General features: G+C 74.7%; 15 protein-coding genes. 4 read left to right on the top strand and 11 right to left on the bottom strand.

The window, feature by feature from the left end; all coding sequences use genetic code 11:
- Positions 1-49: 49 nt before the first annotated feature.
- Positions 50-6,232 (bottom strand): DNRLRE domain-containing protein, encoded by a 6,183-nt coding sequence (locus ACW14Y_RS07155; RefSeq protein ID WP_456986245.1) that lies wholly within the window; start codon positions 6,230-6,232, stop codon positions 50-52.
- 534 nt (positions 6,233-6,766) lie between these two features.
- Here ACW14Y_RS07155 and ACW14Y_RS07150 point away from each other — a divergent pair.
- From ACW14Y_RS07150 to ACW14Y_RS07140, 3 genes are all read left to right on the top strand, one after another.
- Entirely contained in the window at positions 6,767-7,726 is a 960-nt protein-coding gene (locus ACW14Y_RS07150) for a GlxA family transcriptional regulator (protein WP_380303301.1), read from the top strand.
- A gap of 202 nt (positions 7,727-7,928) precedes the next feature.
- Positions 7,929-8,927 (top strand): type I glyceraldehyde-3-phosphate dehydrogenase, encoded by a 999-nt coding sequence (gap, locus tag ACW14Y_RS07145; RefSeq protein ID WP_380393263.1) that lies wholly within the window; start codon positions 7,929-7,931, stop codon positions 8,925-8,927.
- A gap of 281 nt (positions 8,928-9,208) precedes the next feature.
- Positions 9,209-10,228 carry an LLM class flavin-dependent oxidoreductase gene (locus ACW14Y_RS07140; RefSeq protein ID WP_380303297.1) on the top strand — a complete coding sequence of 340 codons (1,020 nt, stop codon included), beginning with the start codon at positions 9,209-9,211 and terminating at the stop codon, positions 10,226-10,228.
- 152 nt (positions 10,229-10,380) lie between these two features.
- On the opposite strand, the gene ACW14Y_RS07135 is transcribed toward ACW14Y_RS07140, so the two are convergent.
- The 4 genes from ACW14Y_RS07135 to ACW14Y_RS07120 all read right to left on the bottom strand — a co-directional run bounded on the left by ACW14Y_RS07135 (position 10,381) and on the right by ACW14Y_RS07120 (position 14,415).
- Positions 10,381-11,787 carry an MFS transporter gene (locus ACW14Y_RS07135; RefSeq protein ID WP_380303295.1) on the bottom strand — a complete coding sequence of 469 codons (1,407 nt, stop codon included), beginning with the start codon at positions 11,785-11,787 and terminating at the stop codon, positions 10,381-10,383.
- Positions 11,784-12,590 carry a glycerophosphodiester phosphodiesterase gene (locus ACW14Y_RS07130; RefSeq protein ID WP_266276621.1) on the bottom strand — a complete coding sequence of 269 codons (807 nt, stop codon included), beginning with the start codon at positions 12,588-12,590 and terminating at the stop codon, positions 11,784-11,786. Before ACW14Y_RS07130 ends, ACW14Y_RS07135 begins: the two co-directional genes overlap by 4 nt.
- Positions 12,591-12,907: 317 nt before the next feature.
- Positions 12,908-14,113, bottom strand: a complete 1,206-nt coding sequence (locus tag ACW14Y_RS07125; RefSeq protein ID WP_380303292.1) for a cytochrome P450 — start codon at positions 14,111-14,113, stop codon at positions 12,908-12,910.
- A gap of 83 nt (positions 14,114-14,196) precedes the next feature.
- Positions 14,197-14,415 (bottom strand): ferredoxin, encoded by a 219-nt coding sequence (locus ACW14Y_RS07120; RefSeq protein ID WP_456986244.1) that lies wholly within the window; start codon positions 14,413-14,415, stop codon positions 14,197-14,199.
- Positions 14,416-15,163: 748 nt separating this feature from the next.
- Between ACW14Y_RS07120 and ACW14Y_RS07115 the strand changes: the two genes are divergently transcribed.
- Positions 15,164-15,979, top strand: a complete 816-nt coding sequence (locus ACW14Y_RS07115; RefSeq protein WP_380303288.1) for a class I SAM-dependent methyltransferase — start codon at positions 15,164-15,166, stop codon at positions 15,977-15,979.
- 109 nt (positions 15,980-16,088) lie between these two features.
- Here ACW14Y_RS07115 and ACW14Y_RS07110 read toward each other — a convergent pair whose 3' ends face one another.
- The 6 genes from ACW14Y_RS07110 to ACW14Y_RS07085 form a co-directional block, all read right to left on the bottom strand.
- Positions 16,089-16,328, bottom strand: a complete 240-nt coding sequence (locus ACW14Y_RS07110; protein ID WP_380303286.1) for a phosphopantetheine-binding protein — start codon at positions 16,326-16,328, stop codon at positions 16,089-16,091.
- A 112-nt stretch (positions 16,329-16,440) separates the two neighbouring features.
- On the bottom strand, positions 16,441-17,823 hold the full coding sequence (locus ACW14Y_RS07105) for a preATP grasp domain-containing protein (protein WP_456986243.1): 1,383 nt from the start codon (positions 17,821-17,823) through the stop codon (positions 16,441-16,443).
- Complete coding sequence (locus tag ACW14Y_RS07100; protein ID WP_456986242.1) at positions 17,817-20,345, bottom strand: AMP-binding protein; 2,529 nt, start codon at positions 20,343-20,345, stop codon at positions 17,817-17,819. The genes ACW14Y_RS07105 and ACW14Y_RS07100 overlap by 7 nt, the downstream gene beginning before the upstream one ends.
- A gap of 87 nt (positions 20,346-20,432) precedes the next feature.
- Entirely contained in the window at positions 20,433-22,310 is a 1,878-nt protein-coding gene (locus ACW14Y_RS07095; RefSeq protein WP_456986241.1) for an ABC transporter ATP-binding protein, read from the bottom strand.
- Positions 22,307-24,082, bottom strand: coding sequence for an ABC transporter ATP-binding protein (locus ACW14Y_RS07090; protein WP_456986240.1), 1,776 nt, complete (start codon positions 24,080-24,082; stop codon positions 22,307-22,309). Before ACW14Y_RS07090 ends, ACW14Y_RS07095 begins: the two co-directional genes overlap by 4 nt.
- Positions 24,083-24,090: 8 nt before the next feature.
- A complete protein-coding gene (locus ACW14Y_RS07085) occupies positions 24,091-25,134 on the bottom strand; it encodes a methyltransferase (RefSeq protein ID WP_456986239.1) in 1,044 nt (347 codons plus the stop codon).
- Positions 25,135-25,638 lie beyond the last annotated feature (504 nt).

The raw sequence follows: 25,638 nt of genomic DNA, 5'->3' as shown, positions 1-25,638 counted from the left end.
CTCGGACGGTACGACGGTACGGACGGTACGGCTGCCAGGGGCTGTGTCCCTAGAAGCAGGGTGTGGTGCCGAAGGACGTCCAGCCGCTGTAGGAGATGTACGCGTACAGGCACTTGTTGTGGTAGAGCGCGTAGTTCGCCGCCCCGCCGATCCAGGCACCCGCGATCTGGAAGCCGACCTTCCACGGCGGTGGGACGAGGAAGGACAGCATGTAGACCCCGAACGCCCCCATGGTCGCGGCGTAGATGGTGGCCGACTTGTCGAACCGCACGCCGAGCCGGTTCCAGCCCCAGAGCAGTTTCACCCGCCACAGGCCCGCCGGGTCCGCCGAGGTGAGCGGGTTCTGGTCGGCGTAGTCGTAGGCGTTGGCGCTGCCGTACAGCACCGGGTCGGGCTGCAGGAACCGCCCCAGCGAGGGCTGGTAGAGCCGGACGCCCATCAGCAGCGAGCCGGTCGGGGTCTCCGCCGAGCGCTGCTTGTCGCCGAGCCAGCCGTACCGGACCGGCTGCTGGTTGTCGGCGGGGTTGCCGAACTCGTCGAAGCGCAGCGCGACCGGCGCGGCTCCGCCGAGGGGCAGCAGGACGGCGGTGTCGCCGTGCAGGTTGGTCAGGGTCAGGACGGTGCCGCTGCCGGGCGAGGTCAGCGCGCCGACGCCGCCGCCGGCCGAGTGGACGGTGCGGACCGCCGCGCCGGTGCCGGTGTTCTCGACGATCCAGCGCGGGCTGTCGCTGTCGTCGCCGTAGTGGTTGAGCCGGGTGCCGGTCGGGGTCCAGGTGCCGCCGTTCGCGGTCTCGGTGGTCCAGCCGCGGCGGCGCAGCATCGGGTCGAGGTTCCAGCTCTGGCGGGTGCCCGGGGTGGCCTGGGACTGGACCAGGTCGTTGGCGTAGTAGGCGTTGGTGACGCCGCCGGGCTGGGTGGTGGTGCGGCCGAACGCGTCGTAGCCGTAGCCCGGATCGGTGAGCCGGTCCGCGCTGTCGTAGCCGTGGACGGCGCCGGTGCCGCCGGTGGTGGTGCAGTCGGCGCCGGGGGCGGACGCGGTGCTGGACTGGGCGGTGCGGTTGCTGTCGCGGTCGTAGCGGTAGGTGCGACTGGTGCAGACGCCGTTGATGGAGTCGGTCGCGGAGACGATCCGGCCGGTCGCGTCGTGGCCGAAGGTCTGCGCGGAGGACTGGCCGGCGCTGCCGGTGTGGGCGGCCCACTGGCCGTGGGCGGTCACGGTGACGGCGTCGGTGACGACGGCGAGGCCGTCGCTGTCCCGGGTGTGGGCGAGCGCGGTCGCGTTGCCGGCCGGGTCGATGGTCAGTCGTGCGGTGTAGCCGCCCGGCAGGCCCTGGCCGACGGCGGTGCCGTCGGCGTTGTAGCGGACGGTGAAGGTGCCGGCGACGGAGTCGGTGGTGGAGGTGAGCAGCCCGCGCGGGTCGGCCGCGGTGTCGTAGCGGTAGGTGGTGGTGGAGGGCGCGCCGTCGGTCACGGTGGTGGGCCGGTTCAGCGCGTCGTACGCGGTGGTGGTGACGGCGCCGTCGGCGTCGGTGTACGAGACGAGGCGGCCGAGCCGGTCGTACGCGCGGGTGACGGTGCCGCTCCCGGTGGTCGCGGTGGTGCTGTCCTGCCCGCCGGCCGGGTCGTACCCGGTGGTGACGGCCGGGACGGCGGCGCCGGTCCCGCCGGTGACGGTGACGGTGGTGGGCCGGCCCGCGGTGTCGAAGGCGCGGACGGTGCTGCGGGTGGTGCCGTTGGCGGTCTCGGTGAGCTTGGCGAGTTGCCGGTAGAGCCCGTACTCGCTGGTTTTGACGGGCAGTTGGGCCGGGTTCCCGCCGCCGCCGGTGATGTCGGCGGCCGGTCCGGTGGTGCAGACGGAGTCGGCCCATTCGGGCCGGCCGCCGCAGGGACCGGTGCCGTCGCCGGTGTAGTAGGCGGTGACGACGGTTCCGGCGTCGGAGCCGTTGGAGGCGGGCTGGGTGGTCCTGGTGACCCGGCCCCGGGCGTCGTGGGCGGTGGTCCTGGTGAGGTTGAGTCCGCCGGGGTCCTGGGTGGTGCTGGTGACGAGCCCCGCGGTCCAGTCGTACCCGGTGGCGGTGACCCGGGGGTCGGCGAACAGGGCGGGGGCGGAGCGGGGTTGGGCGCCCACGGTGGTCCTGGTGACCTGGTCGCGGACGACGGCGGAGCCGTCGGTGGGGCGGCCCTGGTCGTACTCCTTCACGGTCCGGGTGCGGGCCGCGATCCGGCTGCCCGCGGTGGCCACGACGGTGCTGCCGTCGGTCAGGTCGGCGGCGAGGGCCACGTGGTGCAGCGGTTCGGCGACCTCGGTCTCACGGGTGCCGTCCGCGCTGTAGGTGTGCTGGGTGGAGAGCAGCCGGGCCCGTTCCGCGGAGGGCAGCCCGATGATGCCGAGGTCCGCCAGGGCGGCCCGGTCGGCGTCGGTGCCGCCGAGCGCGAGCGCCCGGTCGGCGGCGGTCAGCTGACGGACGGGGTTGCCGAGGCGGTCGTACTCGGTGACCGCGACGGCGCCGCCCGGCTGGGCCGTGTCGACGGACCGGCCGGAGGCGTCGAGGTAGGTGACGGTGGCCCGGGTGTAGGCGTCGGCGGCCAGGGCGGTGCCGTCGCTGGACGCGGGCACCTGGTCGGCGGGGAACACCGCGGTGGCGTCGGTCGGGTTGTCGGTCTGGCCCCAGGCCGCGGTGGCCGGGGTGCCGAGGTCGTACGGAGCGCGGGGGCCGGTGACCGGGACGCCGTAGACGACGGTGGTGGTGGCGGTGCCGTCGGTGCGGTCGGCGCTGCCGGGCGCGAGGGTGGGGCGGGAGACGGAGAGGAGCATGCCGTCCCCGGCGGCGGCCGAGCCGCCGGCCCGGCCGTAGCCGAAGCTCCAGGGGAGCTGGCCGGGCGGGGTGAGCCCGGTGACGCGACCGGCGCTGTCGTACTCGTAGGAGGTCTTCAGCGCGGGGCTGATCCGCGGGTCCCAGGTCTTCCGCAGCCGGCCGAGGTCGTCGTAGGCGTACCGGGCCACCTCGACCGGGGTGGCGGCGGTCGCACCGGGTGCGGTCGCCCAGAGCCGGAGCGAGGACACCCGGCCCGCGTAGTCGCCGGGGGTGGTGGCGGTGGCGGTGGTCGCCGTCGCGTAGCCGAACTCCAGGACCCGGCAGCCCCGCGTCGCCGGTGCGGCCGCGCAGGTGCCGACGGTGACGGCGCTGCTGGCCGCGACGATCTGCCGGGGCCGGGCCAGGGTCCGGCCGTCAGGGGCGGTGACGGCCTCGGACACCACCTCGGTGGTGGAGTCGGCCTGCCCGTTCGCCAGCGAGGTGGTCACGGTCCAGGCGGTGGCGGCGGGGTCGACCTTGGCGAAGGTGGTGACGGTGCCGTCGGTGCCGGACAGGGTGAAGGTGCCGGCGAACCCGCCGGTCAGGGTGAGCTCCTCCGACCCGGGCTCGGGCACCCAGCCGGTGCCGGCCGCGTCGGCGGTGAAGCGCACCCGGGTGCCGGTCCTGGACACGAGGTCGACCGAGGTGTCGGAGGTCCGGCGGACCGTCATGTAGGTCGGGTTGGTGCGGGTGGCGACGGTGCCGCTGAGCCACTCCTTGCCGAAGATCGCGACCTGACCCTCCTGCCGGGCCCCGGCGTCGGGCACCCGGGACGCGGCGGTGCGGGTCACCGCCAGGTCGAAGAACGAGGCGTCGGTGCTGCTCAGGGTGTGGTTGCCGGTGAGCAGGTTCACCGAGCCGGGGCCGATCGGCGTCGACGTCGAGACGTCGGCCGCGCGGTCGACCACCACCTTGAGCGGGTCGCTGGAGGCCGAGGCCCCGCCCGGTCCGGTGAAGTCCGCCCGGATCTGGACGGCACCGTCGGGGTCGACGGTACCGGTGGCGGTCCAGGCCAGCGCGGGGCCCACCCCGCCGGTCAGGGGGACGGGCCAGGCCGGGACGGGACGGCCGCCGTCGGTGACGTCCGCGACCGGGACGGGTGCCCAGGCGTCGGCGTCGGAGCGGCGCCAGGAGAAGGTGACGGCGTTGTAGGCGGCGCCGTCGGCCTCGGCGGTCAGCGGGAGCCGCGCGGGGGTGCGCCGACCGTCCTCCAGGCCGGTGATGCCGCCGGCGCCGACGTGGAAGGTGTACGGGACGGGCTCGGAGCGGTTGTCGGCCGCGTCGACGGTGCGGACCTGGAGGGTGTTGGTGCCGCCCTTGGCGGGTGTGACGGGGAAGGTCACCGGCGTGGCGGCGCCGTTGGTGGGCACCGCGGTCCAGGCGACTCCGTCGAGCGACCACTCGACGGCCCGGTGGTCGGCGGCCGGCGGGGTGACGGTGAACGAACCGGTCTGGCCGATGCCCTTGACCCAGCCGGAGCCGGGGTAGTCGAGGGAGGTCACCGCGGCCGGGGCGGAGGGGGCGGTGGTGTCGACGGTGAAGGTCTTCCAGGCCGACCAGCCCACGTTGTAGTGGGTGCCGTCGTACGGGTTGCTGCGGAAGCGGTAGGTCCTGCCGTTGGCCAGCAGGCCGGCCGGGACGGTGACCGGGGCGGGCTGCCCGCTGGGCACGTACGGCGACACCAGCAGGGCGCCGACCTGGGTGTCGGTGGCGGCGTCGAAGATCTGGAAGGTGCCGTTGATCCGGTCGTTGTCGGCATCGGCGAAGGTGTCGCGCAGGGTGGGGGTGAGGGTGTTCACCAGGTAGCCGCCGGCGGGCGCGAAGAACGGCGGGCCGGCCTGGAGGTCGGTGCCGGTCCGGGGGCGGTAGTTGTAGGTCACCTTGAGCCGGGGGATCTGCGCCGCGGCGGCGTTGCCGGAGTAGAAGCGCTTCCAGCCGAGCGTGCTGCCCTCGTTGGCGGCGCGGATGCCCAGTCCCTGCTTGGTGACGGTGGTCTGCCCGGCCCAGTTCTGGAGCAGGCTCGTCACATCGGCGTTGACGTAGCCGCCGTTGGCGCAGTTCTGGCCCCTGGTCTCGGTGGAGGTGGCGTAGCGCCCGTACCAGGTCGGCTGCGCCGTCCAGCGGGTGCCGGTGGTCGAGGTGCCGGTGTCCCAGACCTCCCACGCCGTGGGCTTGGTGCAGTCCCAGGAGTGGTAGTCGAACAGGGACAGCGTCGCCTTCGCGACCAGGGCGTCCTTGATGGGCGTCATGTCCCAGGTGACGAAGGACCGGGCCACCCGGGGCTTGCTGTTCGCGGGCGGGTCCGCGTAGTCGCCCGGCCAGCCGATCTTCAGATCGGTGGAGCTGGACTGGTCGGTGGTCTCGCCCTGTTGGACGAAGGTGTCGAACACGTCGGACAGCACGGTGTCCGAGGGGTCGACGGTGACCGGGAACCTGGTCGCCGGGTCGGTGAGGAAGGCCTGGTCGGGGGTCAGCCGCAGCTCGATGTCGTCGCCGTGCTGGGCGACCGTGAGCCCGACCGGTGCCCGGCGGGTGTGCTCCAGGGACCGGGGGTCGACGGTGTCGTCCCACATCACCGGCGCGGGCATGGTGCTGAGCTCGCGTCCGGTGGCGGTCTCGGTGAACAGTACCGAGCCGTCGGCCTGCTGGGCGGCGGTCACACCGGGTGCCCGGAGCGGCAGGGTGAACGCCGCGGACCCGGTGGGGCGCCGCTTCAGGAGCACCGATTGCTCGTAGCCGGTCCGGGTGGCCTCGACGAGCAGGTCGGTGCCGGGCAGTACGTCGGGGTACGTCGCGCGCGCGCCGTCGATCCGCGGTTCGGGGAGTCCGCCCTTCCAGCGCATGGCGACGTTCCGGCCGCCGCTGGTCAGCGCCAGCAGGTCCTGGGCGGGGGCGGCGGCCGCGGCGTCGAAGGAGGTCGCCCGGGGGCCCCGGGCGCCGGAGAGCGCGAGGCCGCGCGGGTGCGCCTTCGACTTCACCGATCCGTCGGCCTGCCGGGCGAAGGTGACGTCCACGTCCACCCAGTCCGCGCCGTTGCGGTAGCGGACCGGCCCGGCCGCCGTCTCGGTGGTGAGGGTGCCGTCGGGGTTCGCCCAGGTGGTCGAGGTCTCGGAGCGTGCGGCGAGCACCTCGACGGCCTTGCCGCGCAGCTTGGCGGCGAGTCGGGCCGAGGCGAGGTCGGTGGCGGGAGCCGAGTCGCCCGGGCGGGCGGGCGCCGCCGGGGCGGGTGCGGCGGCGGCCGGGTGCGCGGCCGTGAGCACGGTGGCTCCCAGGGCGGCGGCCACCACGGCGGCCGTCCACCGGGGTGGTGCCCCGGCCCGTCGGGCCGGGCGGTTGCCGGTGCGGTTCCCGGCGATGCGTTGCAGGCGTGCGAGCACGCTGATCCCCCTTGTGCGCTGGAAAGGTGCGACGGTCGGTCCACTGCGGTCGGTCCACTGCCGATCCACTGCGGTCGGTCCACTGCCGGGGCACTGCGGTCGGGACAGGGCGGGGCAGGGCGAAGCAGGCAGGGCAGGCGGCGCGGGTGGCGCGGGCGGGGCCGGAGCACGGGCGGCGCGGAACGGCCGAGGGGTTGCCTGTGCTCGGGGGAGTCGCTCAGGGGCGACCGGCGCCGGGGCGTACCGGCTCCCCGCCGTGTTTCCCCGGCCATGCTTCCTCGGCCGGTGGGCCCGACAGGGGCGAGGTCGCAGGACTGTCCGATTCCGCGTGGGCCCCGGCCCGGATCCCCATCCTTGACTGTTCACGGTCATTGTGTTCCCGGGGCTCGGTGGCGGGTGCGGGCGGGTGCGGGCGGGTGCGGGCGGGTGCGGGCGGGGGCAGCGCGGCGATGGCAGGATGCTTGCGGTCGGTGCCCCGCCGGCCGGGGTGTGCCGCGGTGCCCGGGTCGACCGCGGGGGAGTGGAGGCGGCCCGATGGGCCGAGGCAAGCACCGGGTCGCCGTGCTCGTACTGGAGGGGGCGAAGCCGCTGGACGTGGGCATCCCCGCGCAGGTGTTCTCCAGTCGGCCGAGCATGCCCTACACGGTCCGGGTCTGCGGTCCGGCGCCCGGCCTGGTGGCCGGCGGCGACGGCCTGTCGTACCACGTGGCCGAGGGCCTGGAGGCGGTGGAGCACGCGGACACCGTGTTCGTCCCCGGCTACCGCGATCCGGCGACCACCGCGCCGCCGGCCGCCGTGGTCGAGGCACTGGTGGCCGCCCACGCCCGGGGTGCCCGGCTGGCGGCCATCTCGACCGGGGCCTTCGCCCTGGCCGCCACCGGTCTCCTCGACGGCCGACGGGCGACCACCCACTGGCACTACGCCAAGGCCCTGGCGGAGCGCCATCCGCGGATCCGGGTCGACGAGAACGTGCTGTTCGTCGACGAGGGCGCGGTGCTCACCTCGGCCGGCGCGGCCTCCGGCATCGACCTCTGCCTGCACCTGGTGCGGCGCGACCACGGGGTGGGCCTGTCGAACCATGTCGCGCGGCGGCTGGTGGCCGCGCCGTACCGCAGCGGCGGCCAGGCCCAGTACGTGCCGCGCAGCGTGCCCGAGCCGCTGGGCGACCTCTTCGCCGGCACCCGCGAGTGGGCGCTGGCGCACCTGGCCGAACCGCTCACGCTGGAGGGCCTGGCCCGGCACGCGCGGGTCTCGGCGCGGACCTTCTCGCGGCGGTTCGTGGAGGACACCGGCTACACACCCATGCAGTGGGTGCTGCGGGCGCGGGTGGACCTCGCGCGGGAGCTGCTGGAGCGCACGGACCTGGGGGTGGAGCAGATCGCCGACCGGGTCGGGCTCGGCACCGGGGCGAACCTGCGACTGCACTTCCACCGCGTCCTCGGCACCTCGCCCACCGAGTACCGGCACACCTTCGCGGCCCGCGCGGAGGGCTGAGCCGGCCCCGGGAGAGCCGTGGCGGGATCCTTGCGACCGTTGGCGGGGAGTCTGGCGTGATCCTTGCGGACCATGTCGATCCAGCCCCTGTCCGGCCCGCGCCGGAGTCCGGATCATGGAGGTGTCAGCACACGACGGAACGCCCCGGGACCACCACCCCGGAGCACCCCGGCACCGCCCGGAACCGCAGAGGGAGCCCTCCATGACCCGCATCGCCATCAACGGGTTCGGCCGCATCGGCCGCAACAGCCTGCGCGCCCTGGTGGAGCGCGGCAGCGAGCTGGAGGTGGTCGCGGTCAACGACCTCGCCCCCATCGACTCGCTCGCCCACCTGCTCCGCTTCGACAGCGCGCTCGGCCGCTTCCGCCACCCGGTCGCCGTCGAGGGGGACGAGCTGGTCGTCGACGGCAAGCGGATCAAGGTGCTCGCCGAGCGCGACCCCGAGGCCCTGCCGTGGGCCGAGCTCGGCGTCGACCTCGTCCTGGAGGCCACCGGCCGGTTCACCTCCGCGGACGCCGCCCGCGCCCACCTGAAGGCCGGCGCCGCCAAGGTCCTGGTGAGCGCCCCCTCCGACGGCGCGGACGTCACCCTGGCCTACGGCGTGAACACCGCGGACTACGACCCGGCCGCGCACGTGATCGTCTCCAACGCCTCCTGCACCACCAACGCGCTGGCCCCGCTGGCCGCCGTGCTGGACGAGCTGGCCGGCATCGAGCACGGCTTCATGACCACGGTGCACGCCTACACCCAGGAGCAGAACCTCCAGGACGGGCCGCACCGCGACCTGCGCCGGGCCCGCGCCGCCGGCGTCAACATCGTGCCGACCACCACCGGTGCCGCCAAGGCGATCGGTCTGGTCCTGCCGCAGCTCGACGGCAAGCTGTCGGGCGACTCGATCCGGGTGCCGGTCCCGGTCGGCTCGATCGTCGAACTGAACACCACGGTCGAGCGCGAGGTCACCCTCGACGAGGTGCTCGCCGCCTACCGCGCCGCCGCCGACGGCCCGCTCAAGGGCATCCTCGACTACGCCGACGAGCCGCTGGTCTCCGGCGACATCACCGGCGAGGCCGCCTCGTCGATCTTCGACGCCGCGCTCACCCGGGTCGACGGCCGGCACGTCAAGGTGGTCGCCTGGTACGACAACGAGTGGGGCTTCTCCAACCGGGTCATCGACACCCTGGAGCTGCTCGCCCGCGGCTGACCGGGGTCCACCGGCGGGGCCGCTCCGGGATCGCCCGGGGCGGCCCCGCCGCGTTCCTGCCGCGTTCCTGCCGCAGTCCTGGCCGCAGTCCTGGCCGCAGTCCCGGCCGGTGCTCCCGCGATGGTCCGGGTGGTTCGAACACGGCGGCGTGACAGGGATGTTGCGCCCGATGACGAATCCCCGGCGCCCCTTGAGCGCCCCCGACCGGTGTGTGACGGTGGACGGCACGCCGCCCGGCCGGTCACCGTCGGCGCCCGGGGGCGCCGAGGAAAGAGGACACGGTGCCGTCGCACGCGAGGCCCCTGCGCAGGCTGGGATTCCTGACCATCGGACTGTTCGACCCCGCCGACCCGGCCCAGGGGCACGAGCAGACCCTGCGGCTCATCGAACTCGGCGAGCAACTGGGCTTCGACAGCGCCTGGGTGCGCCACCGCCACCTCCAGTACGGCATCTCCTCGCCGGTCGCGGTGCTCGCGGCCGCCACCCAGCGCACCCACCGGATCGAGCTCGGCACCGCCGTGATCCCGGTCGGCTGGGAGAACCCGCTGCGCCTGGCCGAGGACCTCGCCACCACCGACCTGCTCTCCGGCGGCCGGCTCAACCCCGGCGTCAGCGTCGGCCGTCCCGGCCACTGGGAGCAGGTGTCCGGCGCGCTGTACCCGGACACCGCCGAGGCCGAGGACTTCGGCTACGAGCGCGTCGGCCGACTGCTGGGCTTCCTGCGCGGCGAGCCGGCCACCGACTTCAGCGGCGTCGAGGGCATCGAGGTCTACTCCGACCGGGTCCAGCCGGTCTCGCCCGGCCTGGCCGACCGCCTCTGGTACGGCGGGGGGAGCCTGCGCTCCGCCCGCTGGGCCGGCGAGCAGGGGCTCTCGCTGCTCACCAGCAACGTGGTGCGGGCCGAGGAGGCGGAGGACTTCGCCGAGATCCAGCGCTCGCAGATCGCGGCCTTCCGCGCCCACCACCCGCTGGGCGCCGCGGCCCGGGTCTCCCAGGGGCTGGTGGTGATCCCCACCGACAGCGCCACCGCGGAGCAGCGGGCGCGCTACGAGGAGTACGTCCGGGCCCGGACGCCGCGGACCGCCACCCCGCAGGGCCCGGCGCGCGTGATGTTCGCCCGGGACCTGGTCGGCCCGTCCGCCGCGATCGCCGAGCAGCTGAACGCCCACGCGGGCTTCCGCGAGGTGGACGAGGTGGTCTTCGCGCTCCCGTTCACCTTCGGCCACGAGGACTACGTCCAGATCCTCACCGACATCGCCACCCACCTGGCCCCGGCGCTCGGCTGGAAGCCGGCGGTCTGACCGATCGCCACGCGGCGCACGGCGCAACGGGGACAACGGAGCGGGGACAACGGAGCGGGGACAACGGAACTGGGACAACGGAACGGGGCGGGGGCTCTCGCAGCCCCCGCCCCGTTCCGTGCGGTTCGGTTCCGTTCGTTCCCGCTGCGCGGTCAGAGGCGCTCGGGCACCGGGTTGCCGACCGCCTCGATCGCGCGCCGGACGGGGACCTTCAGCAGCACGGCGAAGCCGATCACGAAGAACACCAGCAGCGAGATGATCGCCGAGCGGTAGCTGCCGGTGATCTGGTAGGCCAGGCCGAAGACCAGCGGGCCCATCCAACTGGTGCCGCGGTCGCTGACCTTGTAGACGCTGAAGTACTCGGCCTCCCGGCCGGCCGGGATCATGTGCGAGAACAGCGAGCGGGACAGCGCCTGGCTGCCGCCGAGCACCAGGCCGATCATGCACGCCAGGGCGTAGAACCAGGCGGGCTGGTGGGCCGGCATGAAGTAGCCGAGCGCGAGGGTCACCACCCAGCCGACCAGCGAGCCGAGGATGGTGCTCTTGGCGCCGAAGCGGTGCGCGATCCGGCCGAGCAGCAGCGCGCCGCCGATCGCCACTATCTGCACCAGCAGCACGGCGACGACCAGCGAGGTCTGGTCCATGCCCAGTTCCTCGCTGCCGTACAGCGAGGCCTGCGAGACGACGGTCTGGATGCCGTCGTTGTAGCAGAGGAAGGCGCCCAGGTAGAGCAGGGTGAGCGGGTAGCGGCGCATGCCGCGCAGGGTGCGGCCGAGTTCACGCAGGCTCCCGGCGGCCGGCTCGGCGTCCTGGCCTGCCGCGGCGCCCTCGGCAGCTGCGGTGGGCCGTCCCGGGAGCACCCCGGCCCGCGAGGGCAGGCGGAGCAGCGGCACCAGGGTGAAGATCGCCCACCAGAGCCCGGCCGAGGCCAGGCAGATCCGCACGGCGGTGCCGGAGGACAGCCCGAACGCGTCGTGGCCCTGGAACAGCGCCAGGTTCGCGATCAGCAGCAGGCCGCCGCCCGCGTAGCCGTAGGCCCAGCCCTTGGAGGAGACCGCGTCCCGCTCGTCCGGCGAGGCCAGGCCGGGGAGGTAGGCGTAGGAGAGCGCGACCGACACCGCGTAGGCGATGTTGGCGACCACCAGCAGGCCGCCGCCGAGCAGGTAGCGGTCGCCGCCGAGGAAGAACATGCCCATCGTCGCGGCCGAGCCGACGTACGCGGCGCCGCACATCAGCTCCTTGTGCCGCCCGGTGCGGTCCGCGACCGTCCCGAGCAGCAGCATCGCGCCGACCGACAGCAGCACCGAGAACGACACCGTGTACGGGAAGAACGAGCCCGCCCGGATCGACAGGCCGAGCGGGTGCACATTGCCCTGGGCGTCGGCCGCCTCCTTGGCGATCGAGGTCAGGTACGGCCCGAGGAACACCGTGAGGACGGTGGCGGAGAAGGCCGCGTTGGCCCAGTCGTTGATGTACCAGCCGAACTGCATGCGGCGCAGCGCGCGGCCGTCGTCGGTGGCGGTCGCCGGATGCTCCGGCAGGTCGGTCGCGGTGCTCATGGGGTGGTTCCTATCACCGTGCTGGAGCCGTTGCCGCCGTGGGGCCAGCATCCGCGCTCGCGGAGGACATCGCGCAGGACGTCGATGCGATCGGCCATGATGCCATCCACACCCAGGTCCAGGAGAGCCCGGATCCGTGTGGCGTCGTCCACAGTCCAGACGTGAACCTGCAGGCCCAGGCGGTGCGCGGCCCGGACGAAGGCCCGGTCGACGACCCGGATGCCCTTGTGCCGCTCGGGCACCTGGGCGCAGGTCCCGGCCCACGGCGCCCCGCCGCCGCGCCCGAGCGGCCCGGCCAGCGAGCGCAGCCGCAGCCGCGCGACCTCGCGCGGGCCGAGCGAGGTGGCCAGCCGGGGACCGGCGGCGGCGCGGACGGCGGCGAGCCGGGCGTCGGAGAAGCCGCCGACGCAGACCCGGTCCCAGGCCCCGGTCCGGCGCACCGCCTCGACCAGCGGGCCGACGGCGGGCGCCGCCTTGACGTCGATGTTGAAGCGGGCCTCGGGGAACGCGTCGAGCAGGTCCTCCAGCAGCGGCACCGGTTCGGTGCCGCCGATCCTGGCCTCCCGCACGGTGCGCCACGGCAGCTCGGCCAGCACCCCGGTGCGGTCGGTGACCCGGTCGAGGCGGCTGTCGTGGAACGCCACCAGGACGCCGTCGGCGGTGGCGTGGACGTCCGTCTCCAGGTACCGGTAGCCGAGTGCGACGGCGGCCTCGAACGCGGCCAGCGAGTTCTCCGGCCGCCCGAGGTCACCACCCCGGTGCGCGAAGGCGAGCGGCCCCGGATGGTCGAGGAAGGGGTGCATGACGTGCTCCGAGCTGCAGGAATCGGTCGCCGCCGGACCTGCGGCCCCGCGCGCGTTACATTGTGACACTTGCCGTCAAGATGTAACGGGGGAGGGGGGCTCGGCGCTGCCGGGGTCGCCGGTTCCCGCACTTTGCAAAGCCGCAGACTTTGCAAAGTCCCGCACTTTGCAAAATGCGGCACTTTGCAAAGTGCGGGAACGGAGCCGCCCGCCGACCCCGGTCGTCACGCCGGGGCAGCGGGCGTCGTGCACGCGGTTCGGGCCGGTACGGGAGAAGGTCCGCGTCCCGCGGACCAGGAGTTCCCCGCCGGGCCCGCTCACCAGGTCACGGGCAGTGACCGCATCCCGTAGATGAACGAGTCGGTGCGGAACTCGCGCTCGCCGGCCGGCCGCAGCCCCGGCAGTCGGCGGAACAGCGTCTCCAGGGCGATCTGGAGTTCGGCGCGGGCCAGCGGCTGGCCCAGGCACTGGTGCACGCCGAAGCCGAACGCCAGTTGCCGCCGGGCGTCCCGGAACAGGTCCAGCTCGTCCGTCGCCCGATGGCCGGCGCCGCCGAACACCGCCTCGTCCCGGTTGGCGGTGGAGAGCATCGCCATCACGCCCTCCCCGGCCCGGACGGTGACGCCGCCCAGCTCCACGTCCTCCAGCGCCACCCGGGGCAGTCCGGTGTGCACGATGGTCAGCAGCCGCAACAGCTCCTCCACCGCGCCCGGCAGGGTGGCCGGGTCGGCCAGGCCGGGGAGCTGCTCGGGGTGCTCCAGCAGCAGCGCGGTCGACAGCGCGATCATGTTCGCGGTCGTCTCGTGCCCGGCGACCAGCAGCAGCACGCCCATGGCGGCCGCGTCCTCCGGGGTCAGGTCGTCGCGCGCCGCGAGTCGGCTGAGGACGTCGTCCTCCGGCTGTGCGCGCTTGCGGGCCGTCAGGTCGCGCAGGTACTCCAGGACCCCCTCCTGGGCCTCCCGGAGCTCCTCCACGGTGCTCTCCCGGCTGAGCATCGTGCGGCTCAGGCTCTGGAAGCGGTCGTGGTCCTCGTACGGCACGCCGAGCAGCAGGCAGATCACCAGCGAGGGCACCGGCAGCGCGAAGTCGGTGACCAGGTCGGCCGCGGTCCGGCCCGCGGTCATCCGGTCCAGCGCCTCGTCCACGATCCGCTGGATCTCCGGGCGCAGCTCCTCCACCCGCTTGACCAGGAAGTCCCCGGTGAGCATGCGGCGCTGGCGGGCGTGCTCGGGGTCGTCGAGCCGCAGGAAGTCCGGGTTGTCGGTGATCAGCCCGCGAGCGCCGGCGACCAGCAGCGGGAAGGACGGGTGGCGGATGTCGGCGCTGAACCGGCGGTCGGACAGCACGGTGCGGACCTCGGCGAAGCCGGTGACCAGCCAGCAGAGGTCGCCGTCGGGCAGCTCGGCCCTGGTCACCGGCCCGGTGGCGGCGGCCTCGGGGTACGCGGGCGGCGGGCCGAACGGGCAGCCGCCGGAGTGCGGGGCCGGCAGCGGGAGAGCGGGGGTGGTGGGTGCGGTGGTCACGGCGGGGGTGTCCTCACGTCGCGGGTGTTCTCGTCGGGTTCGGGGGCAGGGAGGCTCCCGGCGGGGCCGGCGGCGGGGGTCCGTCAGACCCCGATCCGCTCGGGCTCGTCCCCGGTGACGGTGATCGCCCGGCCCGGGCAGAGCTCGGCGGCGAGTCTGACGTCGTCGAACTGCTCGGGCAGCAACACTGTCCGACGGAGCATCACGAGACTGTCCCGGTCGTCCTGGTCGAAGACCTCGGGGGCGTTCGTCACGCACATGCCGGAGCTGCAGCAGCGGTCCCGGTCGACGCTCACCTGCATGTGTCGGGCACCTTTCGCCAGGGCGGCGCCGACTGCCCGGCGGCCGCCTCTCGTTGTCACGGTCAACCTAGCCAAGGCTGGTCCGTTCACGGAGGGGTACGGTGGCCGGATCGAGAATGGCTGATTCGGCCCCTGTGCGTGAACCCCCAGGCGGCTCAATGCGTTTCGGCCCGGGGTACCTCGCCGGACGGGTCGGCGGACCCGGCCGCGCGGACGGCCCCGCAGCCGTCGACGCTGGCCAACTCCCCTGCGGAGGTCCCCGTGTCGGCCTCGGCGGCGCTCCGGGCCGTCCGACAGTGCACCACCCGGGCAAGCCGAAGGGCAGGCCCCGCGGGGCAGCCGGGCTGCCCCGGAGGCCCTCGAAGGCAACCTCGACGACCAGTTCCGGCCGGACCGGCACCGTCCGGGCGTCCTGCCCGGTCTTCCGGGCGGGCAACTCGGCGGTCTGCCGGGCGAACGTCCGGTCGGGAGACCCCTCGAAGGGCCTGCCGAGCTTCACCTACGGGCGCGCCCCGGCCCGCCGGCCGCCCGGGGCGGGTCCGGCGAGGTGCGGGTGGTGCGGAGCGGTCGGTCCGGCGCGCCTCGGGGGTGGGGAGCGGGGACGGGGGAGGATCGGCGGGGCGGTCGGCCGGACCGTCCGTCGGTCCGTCCGTCCGCCGGTCCGTCCGCCGGTCCCGTGAGAGAAAGGCCCTGCCGTGGAACTCTTCGACGATCCCGTGCCACCAGCCCCCGCACGGGGGGAGGGCCCGTGACGGGCGGTCGGCCGGACGGAGGACGCTACGGCGAGGCGGTGTTCCGGCCGGAGCAGGCGGGCGAGGGCGAGCGGATCGACTTCGGCGCCCTCGCCTACGACGAGGTCACCATGGCCCGGCTGCACGCCCTCGGGGTCGGCCCCGGCTGGCGCTGCCTCGACCTCGGGGCCGGCACCGGCACGGTCTCCCGCCGGCTGCTGGACGAGGCCGGGGTCGCGCACGTCCTGGCCGTGGACCGCGATGTGCGCTTCCTCGCCGAACGGCCCGTGCCCGGGCTGGAGGTGCGGGAGGCCGACCTCACCGCCCCGGACTTCGCCCCCGGCCGGTTCCGGCTGGTGCACGCGCGCTTCGTGCTGATGCACCTGCCCGACCGCGAGCGACTGGTCCGGGCACTGGCCCGACTCGTCGAGCCGGGCGGGGTGCTGGTGCTCAGCGACGCGGTCGACCTGACCGGCGACCGGGCGCCCCGCACCCCGTACGGCACCGCGATGCGGGCGATGTGGCAGGGGCTGCGCGCCACCATCGGCACCGACGTCTCCCGGGTGCCGTCGTACCCGCAACTGCTGCGCGCGGCGGGGCTCGAACGCGTCGCCGCCGAGATCCACGTACCGCCGCTGCTGCCGGGCAGCCCGATCAGCCGGTTCTGGGCGGACACCTGGGAGCGGAGCCGGGCCGCGATGCTCGCCACCGGCCAGGTCGACGACGCGGCAGTGGACGAGGCGATCCGCTACCTGGACTCCGAGGACTGCGCCGCCCTGGCGGCCGGCATGCTCACCGCCTGGGGACACCGGCCCGCGGCCCACCCGGCCTGACCCGGGGCGCGTCCCCCGGCCCGGCCGGAATGCACCGGCCGGGCCGAAGTCCTCGGCCCGGCCGGTCCGGATCCCGAGGAACCCGAAGGAACCAGAGGACTCCGAGGGGTCAGGCCACTTCCTCCGGGATCCGCCCCCCGACGAGCGCGGCGAGTTCGCCGAACGTCCGGTGGGTGACGATCTCGATCGCGTCGATCTCGATCCGCAACTGCTCCTGGATCTCGGCCGCGAGATGGACGGCCACGACCGACGTACCGCCGGACTCGAAGAAGTCCGTGTCCTCGGTGACGTCCTCGCACCCGAGGAGTTCGGTCCACAGTGCCGCCAGGCGGCTGTTCACATCTGCCACGTCACACTCTCCTGACTGCCGGTAGGCATGGTGGGGAGAAGCCCCGCCGGAGGCGGCGGGACGTTCGATGGGGAACACCGGGCGGGACGAACAGGCCGGGGGAGCGCGGAGTTCACGCCGGGGAACCGGCCGGACCCGTGACCGCGAACACCGGCTTCAGTGCCCGGTCGCAGGCCCAGGCGGAGGCCAGGTCCTCGGCCACGACGCAGTACATGACCCCGTTGTTGCCGTCGAAGGCGTTGGTCAGCACCACCCCGGTGCGGGTGGCCGGGTCGTAGCGGAGGCCGGCGCCCTCGACGGCGGCGAGGGCGGCCGCGAACGAGGTGGTCGCCCAGCCCTCCGGCCACACCCGTTCGAGGATGATCCGGTCCTTGCCGAAGCCCTCGCCCACCACGATCCCGCCGATCCGGCCGTAGATGTGGGTGGAGCCGGTGACCCGGCCGTTGTACTCGGTGAAGAGCACCTCGCGGTCCGGGGTCACGATCGCGTCCGGGCCGAGGACGCCCCGGTAGCCGATCGCGTGCAGCGCCTCGGCCAGCCGGCGGCCGCCGGCGAAGATCTGCTCCAGCACCTCGGGCTCCAGGCCCTGGGACGGCATGATCTGTCCGACCGCGTAGGGGGCGGAGAGCAGTTCGCCGTCGCCGGTCAGCTCCACTCCCTCGTCGGTGAGGAGGAACTCCGAGAAGAACGCGGAGCTGTCGCGGACGTAGCGCTCGGCGACCGGCCGCCCCCGGCCGCCGGCGGTCAGCCACTCCCACCGCTCCCGCAGATAGGCCTGTACGTCCTCGCGGCCCGCGACGGTGACCACCCGGCGGGCGCCGATCGGGCGGAAGGACTCGCCCGTCGTCAGGATCTCGTTGCCGCGCCCGCCGGAGAGGAAGTCGTGCTTGACCATCACCGGGCCGCCGCCGAGCAGTTCCAGGATCGCCTCCTCGGCGACCTGGGGGCTGACGAGGACGGCACCCTCCGGCACCGGCACTCCCGCGCCGCCCGCGAGGGTCCGGAACGCCGCCTTGCTGTTGACCATCACACCGCCCGCCTGGTCCACGAAGCCGTGGCCCGGCATCGCGTCCCGCACGCCGAGGGCGGCGGCGAGGCGCGCCACCGCCGCGTCCGGCCACAGGGCGGACAGATGGGTCACCTCCCTCTCGCCGACGGCCAGTTCGAGCGCCTCGACGAACTCCGGGTCGGCCAGACGGGCGGGCGAGAGGGTGCCCTCACTGCCGGCGTGGGCGGGCGGGACGACGACGGTCAGGCTCTCCCGCCGCACGCCGGTCGACGAGGTCACGTAGTCGAGGAACTCCTCCTCGGGGCGCACCGGCAGGACGAGGACGTCGCCGTCCTCGGCGAACCAGGCGATCCGCTGCACCCACCAGCCGGTCCAGCCCCGGTCGGTGCGCACGTCCTCGCTGAAGTCGTTGCCGATGAGGACGCGGGTGGTGCGCGCGTTCGGGGCGGCCGTCCGCGCGGGCCGCGCGCCGGGCAGGATCAGCATCGGTTCTCCCGTTCGATCAGGTGGGCCATGGTGGCGACGGTGGGGGCGGCGAGGATCTCCAGGAGGTCCAGTTCGACGCCGAGTTCGGCCTGGAGCTCGGAGAGCAGGGTCAGCAGCTGGATCGAATCCCCGCCGCTGGCGATGAAGTTGCTGTGCCGGCGCGCCGACGGGATGCCGAGGACCCGGCACCACACCTCGGCCACCGCCCGCTCGGTCGGGGTGTTCGGCGCGTCGCCGGGGTCGGCCGGGGCCTCCTCCGGTGCGGGCAGCGCGGAGCGGTCGAGCTTGCCGGTCGGGCCGAGCGGCAGCCGCTCCAGGGCGACCACCCGCCAGGGCACCGCGTGTTCGGGCAGGGTGCGGGCCAGGTAGCGCCCCAACTCCTCGGCGTCCGGCGGGAAGGCCGTCGCCGGGGTCACGTACGCGACCAGCCGGGCCGTCGGCCGCCGGGTGTCGACGGTCAGCACGGCCTCCGCGACCGTGGGGTGGCCGCGGAGCACCGCCTCGATCTCCCCGGGCTCGATCCGGTGGCCACGGATCTTGATCTGCCGGTCCCGGCGGCCCAGGAACACCAGCGCCCCGTCGGCGCGGCGGCGCACCAGGTCGCCCGTGCGGTAGTACCGGGTGCCGTCCGGCGCGGTGCCGAACACCTTTTCAGTGACCGCGGGTTGGCCCCAGTAGCCGGTGGCCGTCCGTTCGCCGCGGACCTCCAGCTCGCCGCGGAGTTCGGTGGGGTGCCCGTCCGCGTCGAGGAGGCGGATCCGCACCCCTTCGACCGGACCGCCCACCGGGAGGGCGCCGCCGCCGAGGTCGGCCGGGCCGGCGAGGTGCTGGGCGACCAGGGTGCACTCGGTCGGGCCGAGCCCGTTGACCAGGGCGCTGCCGTCGGGGAACGCCCTGAGGAAGCGGCGCAGGTCGTGCTGGCCGGCCTCCTCGCCGCCGAGCACCACCACCCGGACGGTCCCGAGCGCGGCCTCGTGGCGCGCCGCGTCCTCGGCGAGGTCACCGGTCAGGTGCCGGAAGACGGTCGGGGTGCAGTGCAGCACGGTGGCCCCGGCGGCGGCGAGCCGTTCGCGCAGCCGGGGTGCCGGGAGCAGCGGGTCCAGTACGTGGAGGGTGGCTCCGGTCAGCAGGGCGCCGTAGAGGTCCATCACGGCCGCGTCGGAGGTGTGGCGGGCGAGCAGCGGCACCTGGTCGCCGGGGCCGAGGCGGATCCGGTCCGCGTAGGTGAGCGCGTGCGCGAGGACGTTGCCCCGGGTCTGCGTCACCGCCTTCGGCTTGCCGGTGGAGCCCGAGGTGTGCAGGAGGTACGCGAGCGCCTCGGGCCCGGCGGCCGGCGGCTCCCCGGTGCCGGGCCGTGCCCCGGTGCCGGGCTGTACCCCGGTCTCGGGGCCAGGGTCGGTCGGGTCCAGCGGGACGATCGGCCGGCCCCGGGCCAGCAGCGCGGCGCGGTCCGCGAGTCCGGGGTCGCAGACGATCGCGGCGGCGTCGACGTCGAGCAGCAGCCTGGTCAGCCGGCCGTCCGGTTGCCGGGGATCCAGCGGCACGTACGCCGCGCCCGTCCTGAGCACCGACCAGGCGCCGACGACGGCGCCGAGGTCGTGGGCGCAGAGCAGTGCGACGCGCCTGCCGGGGCCGCCGAAGCGCCGCAGCCGTCGCGCCGTCGTGGCGGTGACGCGCTCCAGCGCGGCGTAGTCGAGGGTGCCGGAGGGACCGGTCACGGCGGTGCGCTCGGCGTGTGCGGCCGCCGTTCGCAGGAAGCGGTCGACCACGCTCTCGCCCGGTCCGGGCGGCGCGGGGGCGGTGAAGCCCGCCGGTGCGGGCAGCGGCCAGGGAGCGGTGGGCGGCTCGTCCTGGACCCGCAGGTCCCGGACGGGCCGCCCGGGGTCGGCCAGGGCCTCGCCGACCAGGGTCACGCAGTGGCCGAGCATCCAGACGGCGGTCGAGCGGGACAGCAGGCTCGTGTTGTAGCGCAGGCACAGGACGGCGGCCCCGTCCCCGTCCCCGTCCCCGTCCCCGCGCTCCAGCGACAGGGCGACGTCCGGCGCCGCTTCCCGCAGCTCGCGCTCACCGGGGTGGCCGGCGACGGCGCGCAGGTCCGGCACTGCGGCGTGCGGGTCGGCGCCAGAGGTGGCGGCGGCGGTGGCGGCGGCGTGGATACGGGGGAGTTCCTCGGCGAACGGGGCCCCGGGGCGCAGCCGCAGCAGCAGCGGAACGATCCCGGGGCCGGCCGCCGGCTCGACGGCGGGGTCGGCGGCGAGGCCCAGCAGCAGGTCCGACTGCCCGGTGTGACGGTGCAGCACGGCGGCCCAGGCGGTGAGCACCGTGCTCCACGGCGGGACTCCCGCCGAGCCGCTCACCTCGTCGAGGCGGGCCGCCGTGGCGGCGGGGAGCGGCAGGCGCTCGGTCCCGGCGCGGTACGGTCCGGCGGTGGGCCGGGGCCGGTCGGTGGCCAGGTCGAGCGCCGTCGCTCCGGCGAGGTGCCCGTGCCGGGCCCCGGACCGGGTCGACGCGGTGTCCGTCATGTGCTCCCCCTTCGTGCTTCGGTGTCTGGGCGGTGCGACGGCGTGCGGGCCCGGCGGAGCGTCGACCCCGCGGAGCGTCCGGCCGGTTCAGCCGGTTCGGTCGGTTCGACCGGTCGACCGGTCAGGTCGGCCCGAGCGGTCGGCCGGTTCGGTCCGGTCGCCGTGCCAGGAGCGCCACAGCCGGGCGTACGGACCGCCCTGCCGCACCAACTGCTCGTGGCTCCCGGTCTCGGTGATCCGGCCGTCCTCCATCACCACGACGCGGTCGGCGTCGTGCGCGGTGTGCAGCCGGTGGGCGACGGCGACGACCGCGCGCCCCTTCAGCACGGCGGCCAGGGCCCGTTCCAGCTGCCGCGCGGCGCGCGGGTCCAGGAGCGAGGTGGCCTCGTCCAGGACCACGGCGACCGGATCGCTCAGTACCAGCCGGGCGAGGGCCAGTTGCTGCGCCTGGATCGGTGAGAGCGGCGCGGCTCCCGAGCCCACCTCGGTGTCGGGGCCCAGTGCGCAGGCCCAGTCCCAGGCGTCGACCGCCTTGAGCGCGTGTTCGAGCTCCTGCTCCCCGGCGTCCGGCCGGGCGATCAGCAGGTTGTCCCGCAGGGTGCCGCGGAAGACGTGGTGCTCCTGGGTCACCAGGGCGATCTGACGGCGGAGTTCGGCCACCGGGACGGCCGCCATCGAGGTGCCGCCGATGGTGATGGAGCCGGCGCTGGGGGTGTGCAGGCCGGCCAGCAGTCCGGCGAGCGTGCTCTTCCCGGCGCCGGACGGACCGACGACCGCGATCCGTTCCCCGGCCCGGATCGTCAGATCGACGGAGTGCAGGACGTTCTGGCCCTCCCGGTAGGCGTGCGAGACGCCCTTCAGGACGATGTCCTTCCCGGTGCCCGCGCTGCCAGCACTGCCCGCACTGCCCGGGTCGGACCCGGCCGCGTTGCTCGTCCCCGTCCCCGTCCCCGTCCCCGCCTCCGGCGCGGCCACGCCGTCCGTCTCCGACGCGGGCCCGTGTACGCCGAGGATCCGGGCCAGCGAGGCCCCGCCGACCTGCAGTTCGTCCATCCAGTACAGCAGCCGGTCCACCGGGCCGATGATCTGCTGCACGTACAGCGTGGCCGCCGTCACGGCCGCCAGGGAGACATGGCCGTCGAGGTACAGCAGGCCGCCGATCAGCAGGGTGGCGACCACCGGCAGCACATAGCCGGTGTCGGCGATCGGCAGGTAGACGCTGCGCAGGTAGAGGGTGCGGCGCTCGGCCGCGTAGGACTCGGCGATGTCCTCGTCGACCCGGGCGGAGCGGTGGCCGGCCAGCCGCAGCGCGTCCACGGTGCGCGCCCCGTCGACGGTCTCGCCGAGACCCCCGGTGAGCCGGGCGTAGGAGGCGTTCGCCCGCAGGTAGCCGGCCCGGGCCCGGCGCAGGTACCAGCTGGTCGACAGCCACAGGACGGGCACGGCGACCAGGCACGGCAGGACCAGCACCGGCGCGGTGAGGGCCACCGCGCCCAGCGTCAGCGCGACCGTGGCGAGCGCCACCAGGGTGTCGGGGACGGCGAGTTGCACCGTGCCGGCCAGTACGTCGATGTCCCGGGTGGTCCTGGTGATCAGCTCGCCCGGGCCGGCCCGTTCCACCGTGGCCAGGGGCAGCGCGAGCACCCGGTCGACGAACTCCTCGCGCAGCCGGGCGAGGACCTTCTCGCTGAGCCGCAGCGAGGCGAGCAGCGCGAAACGGGTGAGGACGGCCTGGGCCACGACGGCGGCGCCGATCGCCAGCGCGGTGCCGGTGGCGCTGTCGATGCCGCCGCCCCGGCCCGCGTCCTCGACCAGTCCGCCGAGCAGTTTCGGCGCGACCAGTCCCGCCGCGGTGGCGAGGGCGTGCAGCAGCAGGGAGAACGAGAGCTGTCCGGGGTGCCGGAGGGCGAGGCGCCTGGCGTACGCGCGCACCTCGCGGGGTGTCGCGACGGGAAGGGTGCTCATGCGACCGTCACCTCCCTGGTGACGACCGCGCGGTAGCGGGCGTCGGCGAGCAGTTCGGCGTGCGGGCCCTCGGCCACCACGGTCCCTCCCTCGACCAGGACCACGTGGTCGGCGCGGTCGAGCAGGATCGGGCTGGTGGTGAACACCACGGTCGTCCGGCCGTGCCGGTGGGCGCCGAGCCGTTCGGCGACGCGGGCCTCGGTGTGGGCGTCCAGCGCGCTGGTCGGCTCGACCAGGACGAGTGTGTCCGGGTCGGCGAGCAGGGCCCGGACCAGGTTCAGCCGTTGCCGCTGGCCGCCGGAGAACTCCCGGCCGCCGGTGATCTCCTGGTCGAGGCCCTCGGGCAGCGCCTCGACGACGTCGTGGGCCGAGGCGGTGTCGAGCGCCTTCCGCAGCCGGTCCGCAGCGCCGTGAGCGCTGCCGTTCGTAGCGCCGTCCGCCCCGCCGCCGTCCATCCCGCCGACCGCCGCCCCGCCGCCCGCCGGCCCGTGCGGATCGAGCTGGGCGGCGAGCCCGCCGGAGAACAGCCGGGCGTCGTGGTCCACGACCAGGATCCGGCGGCGCACCTCCGCGAGCGGGAACTCGGCCAGCGGGGTGCCGCCGAGGGTGGCCGGGGAGTCCACGTACCGGCCGAGCCGGTCGGCCAGCAGCAGCATGTCGTCCGGGCGGGCGCAGACGACGGCGACGAACCGGCCGGGGGGGATCTCCAGCCCCGACCCGGGGTCCCGCAGCGGCCCCCGCGCGCCCTCGGCGGCGAGCTCCCGGTCGCCCGAGCCGAGCCCGGGTTCCATCGCGAGCAGGTCGGTCACCATCCGGGCCGCGACGAACGCCCTGGTCAGCTGGTCGACCATGGAGGTCGCCCGGCGCAGCTGCTCGGCGAGGAACACGGCATAGCCGTAGAAGGCGACCAGCGCGCCCGGGCTCATCCGGCCGGTGCCGACGAAGTGGGCGCCGAGCCAGACGATCACGGTGACGAGGAGCCCGGGCAGCAGCAGCCGTCCGGCGGCCACGCTGGACTCCACGCCCGCGACCCGGACGCCCTCGTGGCGCACCCGCTGCGAGCGCTCGCGGTACCGGTCGGCGAAGACCCGTTCGCCGCCGATGCCGCGCAGCACCCGGAGGCCGTCGACGATGTCCACGGCGAGGTCCGCCAGCGCGCCCTGCTCCTTCCGCAGGCCCTGCTGCCTGGCGTGCAGCAGCCGCATCAGCGCGGCGATCGCCGCCGCCGAGAGCGGTACGCCGACCAGGGCGACCAGGCCGAGCTGCCAGGAGACGGTGAGCATGACGCCGGCGATGACCGCGATGGACACCACGGCGCCGCCGCCGCGGGCGGTGCTCTCCAGGGCCGCGCCGATCCGGGTGATGTCGGTGGCGCCGACGCTCACGACCGTGCCGGCGGAGACCCGTCGGGGCAGTTCCGCGCCCAGTCGGGCCGCCTTGCGGGTGACGAGCTGCATGGTGCGGTAGCTGGCCCCGAACCGGTTGGTGACCGAGCAGCGGTCGCGCAGGGTGCCGGCGACGGCCTGGGTGACGCCGAGGCCGAGGACGACGGCGCACCAGGCCACCAGTGCGCCGCGGTCCCCGGCGATGAGCCCCCGGTCGACCCCGCGGCCGATCGCGGCGGGCACGAAGGCCTGGGCCAGGGTGCAGAGCACGCCGTAGCCGACGGCGAGGACCGCGGAGGCGCGGTGGGCGGCCGCGAGCCACAGCAGGTAGCGGCCGGGGGAGCCGAGCGCGGGCTCGCCGGGGTCGGGTTCGGGGAAGGGGCGCATGGGGGGACTCAGGCTTTCGTACCGAGGGTGAGGCCGTGCTCGTAGGGGAGTCCGCCGACGGTGCGGACCTCGGTGAAGCCCACCCGGCGCAGCCACCCCTCGTAGTCCTTGGCCGGGTAGGCCATGCCGCGGCCGCTGGCGAGCACGTTGAAGTAGAGGCCGAGCCGGGCCGAGAAGATGCCCTCGGTCTCGTCGTCGGACACGTTGAAGCCGTAGACGAAGACCTTGCCGCCGGCGGGCAGGGCGTCGTACGCCTTGGTGAGCAGCGCGAGGATCTGCTCCTCGGCGAAGATCTCCAGGACGTGGCTGAAGAGCACGGCGTCGGCGCCGGGCGGGAAGGCGTCCTCGAACATGTCGCCGGGGTGCAGCCGTACCCGGTCGGCGAGTTCGGCGGCCGCGCCGTCGCCGGCGAGCCGTGACACGCTGGGCATGTCGAAGACGGTGGCCCGGAGTCCGGGGTGGCGCCGGGCGAACTCGGCGGAGGTGGTGCCGTCGCCGCCGCCGATGTCGAGCAGGTGCCGGACGGCGGCGAACTCGCTCCGTTCGACCAGGGCGTCGACGCTGCGCAGGGTGAAGGCGCTCATCGCCCGGTGGAACACCGCCTCCAACTCGGGGTTGCGGGAGAGGCGCTGGTAGAGCGTGGGTTCGTCGCCGGGGTGGTCGGCGAGCGCCGTGTTGGTGCCGGCGCGCAGGGCCCCGGTCATGTGGGAGAAGGCCGGGTAGTAGACCTCCTTCCAGCCGACGAGGATGTGGGACCAGCTGTCCGGCGCGTCCGTGGCCAGCAGGTCGGCGGCCACCGCGGAGTTGGCGTACTGGCCGTCGGTCCTGGTCAGGAGGCCGGTCGAGCAGACGCCCTGGAGCAGGACCCGGAGCTGGTGGGCGGGGAGGCCGGTGGCGGAGTGGAGCTGCTCGAACGAGGCCCGTTCGTGCTCCTGGAGGTGCCGGAAGACGCCGAGTTCGACGGCTGTCGTCACCGCGTTGAAGAGCGCGGGGGCGTTGACCAGGAACCGGAAGCGCTCGTAGACCGGATCACCTTCGTGCGCGTTGCTCATGGGGACGAGCATTCCCTTCTGGATCGTCGGTGGAGGACTTCCCGAAGCACGACAACTCGGAACGCGAAAGCGGAGCATGAGGAGCGGGACGCGAAAAGCGGAAAGCCCGGAAGCGCCCGGGGAAATCGGGCGGCCCGAGCGGAACAACCGTCGCGGGGGCCGTCGGTCCGGGGATCCACGGCCTGGACCGGCCCGGCGGACACCCCGGTGCCCAGCAGATGGTACGTCACATTGCACCAGTAGGCGACCCCTCGGGATCAAGAGGCTCGGCGCGGACGGCTGTGTGGGCTTATGGGTGAATCGTCCCGCCGGTCTCGAAGCCCCGTTCGTCACCGGGGTCTTGACGCGCGGACGGGCGGGATGAAGTGATGGTGTGCGGACGCCGCCTCCCGCGGGGCAGATATGACGCACCGTCAGACCCTGGGGCGGCCGGTCCGGAAGGGTCGGGCGTCCCGGTTCCGGCGCAATTCCGCCCCCCCTCGGACCACGAGCGACGAACGGCCG

The sequence above is a fragment of the Kitasatospora sp. cg17-2 genome, from assembly GCF_054031055.1.
The sequence above is the reverse complement of the archived record's forward strand: the minus strand, read 5'-3'. Positions and strand labels throughout refer to the sequence as shown.